Below are 6,438 nucleotides of genomic sequence, written 5' to 3' on the forward strand. Positions count from 1 at the left end.
ACCATGGCCTGCGGCTCCGGCAAGCTGACGGCGGACCTCGTGACCGGCCAGCGGCCCGAGATCAGCACCGACGGCCTGGCCGTCGACCGCTACGCTGGCCAGAGCCGTGCCTCGCATCGTCCCCAGCCGGTCAGCGTGCAGCCGGCTTGATCGCGGCAGGCGCCGAGGGCGTGACCCCCGGCGCCCGTCACCGTCAAGCCATGGCGGCCCTCACGGCGGGCAGGCTGCGCCGCCGGACACCAGCAACTGGCGGATGCCGATGGTCTGCGCGCTGTCGTCCGGTCCGGCCGTGTTGACGGTGAAGGTGCAGCCGTAGTTGGTGTTGGCCACGGTGGCCGGCGTGAGCACGTCGTCGCCCGCGGGTTTCACGCCGTCGCGTTCCCACTTGATCATGGCGTCGAAGGCGGCCACCTGCTCTGCGACCGTGAAGTCGCAGTGCGTGATGCCGCGGATGGCCCGCTGCACCAGCCAGTTGCCGTTGCCCTTGGCCACCACGCGCTGGCGGTAGATCTGCTCCATGCTGAAGGGCACGAACAGGTCGCCCAGCGTGTGCAGCGTCACCACCGGAATCTTGATGTCGCCGTTGTTGCGCGGGATCCAGCGCAGGCCGTCGCGGCGCAGGCGGTTGGCATCCACATCGGCGGTCAGCTTCTGCACCGACGCGTTGAGCGCGGTCGAGGCGGTCGCGTTGCCGTCGATGGTGTAGGTGAAGCGGTTGGTGTCCGTCACGTTCTTGTTCAGGATGCCCGCGACCGTCCCGTCGCTGCCGAACAGGCCCAGCGGTGCCTGGAAGGAGCCACCCTGCGTCAGCCCGATGCTGAACAGTGGCCGCTCGCCGCCCGTCAGGTTCTTGATGACCGACGCGTACTGCAGACCCAGCGGCGAGGTCGGGGTCAGCGTGGTGGCGTTGACGGTCGAGAACAGCTGGCCGAGCACGAGGTTCTGGATGTCGCTCCAGTTGGTCAGCGGGTACTTGGGCACGCCGGCCAGGGCCTGGGCGGTGAGCTGTGCGGCCGAGAAGTAGTCGAACAGCTCGGTATCGCCCAGCACGCCACACATGGGCACGGCGCCGGCGTAGCTCACCTTGTTGCGTTCGGTGGCCAGGGCTTCGGCTTCGATGGCGGCGGCCGTGATGTGGCCGCCCATGGAATGCCCGGTGATGTAGATGCGCGAGGGCGCCGCCAGCGTGCGGCCGCGGGCCTTGGCGATGTCGTTGAAGGCCAGCGCTAGTGCGTTGGTGTCTTCGACGCCGGCGCGCACGTCGTAGTAGTTTTTGCTGTAGCTGGAGGCCGCCCACGCATAGCCGTTCTGGATCAGGTAGCGGCGGATGGAGGGGTTGGTGACCGACAGCGTGTTGCCCGTGCCCGCATAGCCGTGGGCATACATCACGAGCTTGCCATTCCAGTTGGCAGGCACTTCGACACGGTAGGCGGCGCCGCCCAGCACGCCCGCCCACCGGCTGGTGGTGGTGACGTCGACCGTGTCGCCGGGCGCTGCGGCCATGGCGGTGAAGGTGGTGGCGGTGGGTTCGGCAGGCACGAAGCTGTTGCGGCTGTCCTGGGGACGCGTCTCTTCGGGAACCGGCGCCGGGGCCGGCGTGGGCGCGGGCGCCGGTGCGGGACTGGGCGCAGGAATGGGCGTGAAGGCGACGTTCGATCCGCCGCCACCGCCGCAGGCGCTCAACGCAAGAACGGCCGCGGCCGCAATCAGCCGAAGCGGCTGGCTCTGGAATGCATCCATGGGTGTCTCCGTGTTGTCTTGACTGTGCCGCCCTCGAAGCGGCGCGCAAGCCTATCGCGGCGCTCTCGCCCGGCGCTCGGGATTTGCCCGCGCCACTGTCAAGTCGGGGACGGGTCCTACAGCCGTGAAGCTGTTCACGAACCACCGAAGTGGAATCCCGCCATGGCCCCCTTGGCATGCCCGGGCGGCATCGCCAAGGCGGCGACGCCTCGTGGGCTCAGTCCCGCCGCTTGGTGACCTTCACGACGACCTCCATGCCGGCATAGGCCTCGGGTTCGCCGAACCAGCTGCCGGCGATGGGCGGTGCCTGGGCCGGGTCGCGTGCCACGCCCACGCGGATCAGTCGCCCGCTGCCCATGATGTTGTTGGTGGGGTCGAAGGCCACCCACCCGGCGCCGGGCAGGTAGGCCTGCAGCCAGGCATGCGTGCTGCCCGCACCGACGATGCGTTCGGCGGGGCCGTCCTGGTCCTCCTGCGCGTCGCTGCCTTCATCGAGCATCGGGTCGTAGAGGTAGCCCGAGACGAAGCGGGTCGCGATGCCGAGCCGCCGCGCGGCCTCCATCATGAGCAGGGCGTAGTCGCGGCAGCTGCCGCCGCCGATGGCCAGCGTCTCCAGCGGCGTCTGGGTGCCTTCCTCCTCGCGGGCCTGGTAGCTCAGACTCTGGTTGATGTGGGCATTCATGCGCGTGAGCGTCTCGCGCGTGCTGTTGGGCGCATCGGTGTGCAGGAACTGGTGCGCCCAGCGGATCAGCGTGCCGTCCGGGTCGTCGTGGTGCGGACGCAGGTAGTGCTCCAGGTCCAGCCGTTCCTGCAGCGAATAGGCGAAGGGCAGGAACTCCGCGCCAGGGTCCAGCTGCAGTTCGTCCTCCGGTGCCGGCACATGCTCGATGGTGAAGGCGCAGGCGATCGTCAGCTCGGCCGCCGGCTCCTTGGGCTGGACCAGCGCGACCGAGTTGGAGTGCGGGTCCTGGATGAGCCGCACGTGCGCCTCGGGGCTGACCTGCAGGTCGGTGGCCAGCACGCGCAGGTCGTGGCTGTCGCGCGGGCGGAACATCACGCGGTGCAGGCCGAAGTTCACCGCCTCGTGGTAGCGATAGGTGGTGGTGTGCAGGATGTCGTAGCGGGTGGCCATGGGGCGATGGTAGGCAGGCGGGATGAAAAACAAGTCGTTGGCCGCAGGACCATGCGGGTTGCGCTGGGCTTAGACAGGCTCAGCCTGAACGGTTTCGAGCGCTCGACCGGCCCCGACGGCTCGAATGCGGCCAAGCCGCGCGCGAGGTCCCGAGGACGTCTCAGCGCCAGAGGCGGCGTGTGTCGAGCGCGCGGGCCTGGGCGGCCGGCACAGGCAAGGGTTCGCCGTGCCAGCGCGCAGCCAGGAGCTCGGCGCATAGGGCGGCAAAGCTCAGCCCGCGCGAGCCCAGCGCCGTGCAGGCCCAGGGGCCAGCGGGTTCGGCAGGGTCGACCGGCCCGACCAGCGGCCGGCGGTCGGCAGAGGCGCAGCGCACGCCGGCCCAGTCGCGCAGGACGGCCTGCGGATCCTGGGCAAAAGCGGCCAGCGCCGGATGCAGCCGGGCAAGACGCGCAAGGTTGTGCGCGCGGTCCGTCGGCCGGATGGCGGTGTCGGTGTCGCCCGGTTCGTAGGTGGAGCCGGTCATCCACTGCAGCGGGCGGGCGATGTCCGCTGACGCGCGCACGCTGGCGATCAGATGCCCGTCCCCGTTGACCGGAATGCGACTGCCCACGGCGGCCATGGCGGGCGGCATCTCGCCCCAGACGATCTGGCCACGCACCGGCTGCAGCGGCAGGGTCGGTGCCAAGCGGCGCGTGGCCGGGCCGGCGGCAATGACCACGCGGTCCGCGTCTGCCAGCACCCGGCCGCCGGCATCCCGGAGCCGCCAGCCTCCGGTCGGCGCGGCTTCGATGTGCTCCACGCGCGCGCCAGCGCTGAAGGCGATGGCGGGATGGTCCAGCCAGGCGGCCACCAGGCGGTGGGGCTTCACCCAGCCCGCGCGTGCATGGAAGAGTGCCGGCGTGCCGGGCGGCAGCCCGGCGGCGGCGAGCGCAGCGGCGGTGGCGGGGGTGGTCTCGTTCCAGCCGCCGGCCTCTGCCCATTCGGGCGGCAGCCGCAGCGAGGCGGCATCCCGCCGTTCGACCGCGGCGGTGGGGGCCCAGTCGACGCCTTCGGTCAGGCCAAGCGCATGCAGTTGCGCCCAGGTGGCGCGGATGCCGGCGCGGGTCAGGCGCGAGAGCAGCGCATCGTCCGGTGAGACATGCGGCGCCATCAGGCCGAAGGGCAGGGCCGAGGCGCCGGACGCAGGACGGTCCGCGGCGTCGAGCACGGTCACCTGCCAGCCGCGCTGGGCCAGGGCATGGGCCACGGCCGCGCCGGCCAGGCCCGCGCCGATGACGGCGCATCGCCCGGGCGATTGCACGCGCTCGGCATCCTCGGCCTGCGGCCGACGCCGCACCGGCCAAGCCGGTGCATAGCGCCCGCGCAGACAGTCGCGTTTGGGCGGCAGACCAGGCGCCTTCTCCAGCACGAAGCCCAGCGGCACCAGGGCATCGCGCGCGGCGCGCGCCACGGTCCAGGTGGCCACGGCCGTTCCGGGTCGGCAGAAACGGGCCAGGGTCTTGAACACCTCGGGCGACCACATGTCGGCATTCACGGCGGGACTGAAGCCGTCGAGGAACAGGCTGTCCGCCTCGAAGGGCTGGTGCGCCCGCAGCATGGGGCGGGCATCGCCGATGCACAGCGTCAGCAGCACGCGTCCACCTTCGAAGGCCAAGCGATGGAAGCCCGGCAGAAGGCCATGCCACTGGTCGGCCAGTCGCTCGCCCAGTTCCTGCAATTCCGGATAAGGGGCCGCGGCGCGGCGGATGTCCGCGGCCGAGACGGGATAGGCCTCGACCGAGACGAAATGCAGGATCTGCGGCCGCCGCGGGTCCTCGCGCCACGCGAACCAGGTGGCCAGGAAGTTCAGGCCCAGGCCGAAGCCGGTCTCCAGCACGCGCCACTGCCTTGCCTTTGCCCAGGCTTCGGGCAACCCGCAGCCGCCCAGGAACACATGCCGTGCCTGAGCGAGCGCGCCGGTGATGGAGTGGTAGACGTCCTGGAAGCGGGGGCTGAAGGGCTGGCCTTCATCATTCCAGGTAAGGATGTCGCTCATGTCGCGAGCCGCGCCGCGCATGAGGGCGCGGCCGGAACGGGGCGGGGAAGGGACTGCCGGCTCAGGCCGCCGGCGGCGGCACGTAGCCCTGGGCGGCGTCGGCGCCCTCGCCGAAGAAATGCTTTTCCATCTGCCGGGCGAGGTACTGGCGGGCGCGGGCGTCGGCCAGGTTCAGGCGGTTCTCGTTGACCAGCATGGTCTGGTGCTTGAGCCAGGCGGCCCAGGCCTCCTTGCTGACGTTTTCCCAGATGCGCTTGCCGAGTTCGCCGGGATAGGGCGGGAAGTCGAGGCCCTCGGCTTCCTTGCCGAGCTTGATGCATTGAACCATGCGTGCCATGGGGGGCTTTCTTGTAGAGAGAACTGAGGGAGGGGTGCGGTGCGAGAGACGACGACCGGCTTAGCTGATTTCGCTATTTAGAACTGAGAACTCCGTCGTTCCCCTTTCCTTATGCGATATCCAGAATTCAGTTCATCGACCTTATGCACAACAAGGCATGAACATGAATCTCCGCCGTGACTTTATCAAGCTTTCCCTGGTCGCCAGTGCTGCGGCGGCCTTGTCCCTGCCGGCCTGGGCGCAGACCGTGACGCTGCTCAACGTCTCGTACGACCCGACGCGCGAGTTGTATGTGGACTACAACAAGGCCTTCGCCAAGTACTGGAAGGGCAAGACTGGTCAGGACGTGGTGATCAAGCAATCGCATGGCGGCTCGGGCAAGCAGGCCCGCTCGATCATCGACGGCATCGACGCTGACGTGGCCACTCTCGCATTGGGCGGCGACATCGACGCGCTGGTTGAGCATGGCGGCCTGGTCAAGGCCGATTGGCAGAAGCGCCTGCCCCACAACTCCGCGCCGTACAACTCCACCATCGTCTTCCTGGTGAAGAAGGGCAACCCCAAGGGCCTCAAGGATTGGGACGACCTGGTCAAGCCCGGCGTGCAGGTGATCACGCCCAATCCCAAGACCTCGGGCGGCGCCCGCTGGAACTACCTGGCGGCCTGGGAATACGCCAAGCGCAAGTACGGCGGCGACGCCAAGGCCAAGGAATACATCGGCAATCTCTTCAAGAACGTGCCGGTGCTCGACACCGGAGCGCGCGGCGCCACCATCACCTTCGTGCAGCGCGGTGTGGGCGACGTGCTGCTGGCCTGGGAGAACGAGGCCTTCCTGGCCGTGAAGGAATTCGGCCCCGACAAGTTCGACATCGTGGTGCCGTCGATCTCGATCCTGGCCGAGCCCTCGGTGGCCGTGGTCGACAAGGTGGTCGACAAGAAGGGCACCCGCGCAGTGGCCGAGGAATACCTCAAATACCTGTACTCGGACGAAGGCCAGGACATCGCGGGGCGCAATTACTACCGGCCCACGGGCGACAAGGCGAAGGCGAAATACGCCGGCCAGTTCCCCAAGCTGGCGCTGTTCACCATCGACGAGGCCTTCGGCGGCTGGGCCAAGGCGGACAAGGCGCACTTTGCGGACGGCGGCTCCTTCGACCAGATCTACACCAACAAGCAGAAGTGAGGCGCTGCGGG

Annotated in this window: 5 protein-coding genes and 1 pseudogene; 2 read left to right on the forward strand and 4 right to left on the reverse strand. The window is 69.2% G+C overall.

What is annotated here, in order from left to right; all coding sequences use genetic code 11:
- Positions 1 to 150: pseudogene (locus tag QZ772_RS18620) on the forward strand (D-amino acid dehydrogenase); the annotation flags it as partial.
- A 60-nt stretch (positions 151 to 210) separates the two neighbouring features.
- Here the strand turns inward: QZ772_RS18620 and QZ772_RS18625 are convergent.
- From QZ772_RS18625 to QZ772_RS18640, 4 genes are all read right to left on the reverse strand, one after another.
- Positions 211 to 1,740: an alpha/beta hydrolase gene (locus QZ772_RS18625; protein WP_295529339.1), complete on the reverse strand. Its 1,530-nt coding sequence runs from the start codon at positions 1,738 to 1,740 to the stop codon at positions 211 to 213.
- A 217-nt stretch (positions 1,741 to 1,957) separates the two neighbouring features.
- Entirely contained in the window at positions 1,958 to 2,872 is a 915-nt protein-coding gene (locus tag QZ772_RS18630) for a transglutaminase family protein (protein ID WP_295529341.1), read from the reverse strand.
- Positions 2,873 to 3,032: 160 nt separating this feature from the next.
- Entirely contained in the window at positions 3,033 to 4,907 is a 1,875-nt protein-coding gene (gene mnmC / locus QZ772_RS18635) for an FAD-dependent 5-carboxymethylaminomethyl-2-thiouridine(34) oxidoreductase MnmC (protein WP_295529343.1), read from the reverse strand.
- A gap of 61 nt (positions 4,908 to 4,968) precedes the next feature.
- A complete protein-coding gene (locus tag QZ772_RS18640; protein WP_017758688.1) occupies positions 4,969 to 5,244 on the reverse strand; it encodes an oxidative damage protection protein in 276 nt (91 codons plus the stop codon).
- A 163-nt stretch (positions 5,245 to 5,407) separates the two neighbouring features.
- Here QZ772_RS18640 and QZ772_RS18645 point away from each other — a divergent pair, with 163 nt between their 5' ends.
- Positions 5,408 to 6,427 (forward strand): sulfate ABC transporter substrate-binding protein, encoded by a 1,020-nt coding sequence (locus tag QZ772_RS18645; protein WP_295529347.1) that lies wholly within the window; start codon positions 5,408 to 5,410, stop codon positions 6,425 to 6,427.
- The last annotated feature ends 11 nt before the right edge of the window (positions 6,428 to 6,438 follow it).

The sequence above is a fragment of the uncultured Pseudacidovorax sp. genome, assembly GCF_913773995.1.
Lineage (GTDB): Bacteria > Pseudomonadota > Gammaproteobacteria > Burkholderiales > Burkholderiaceae_C > Xenophilus.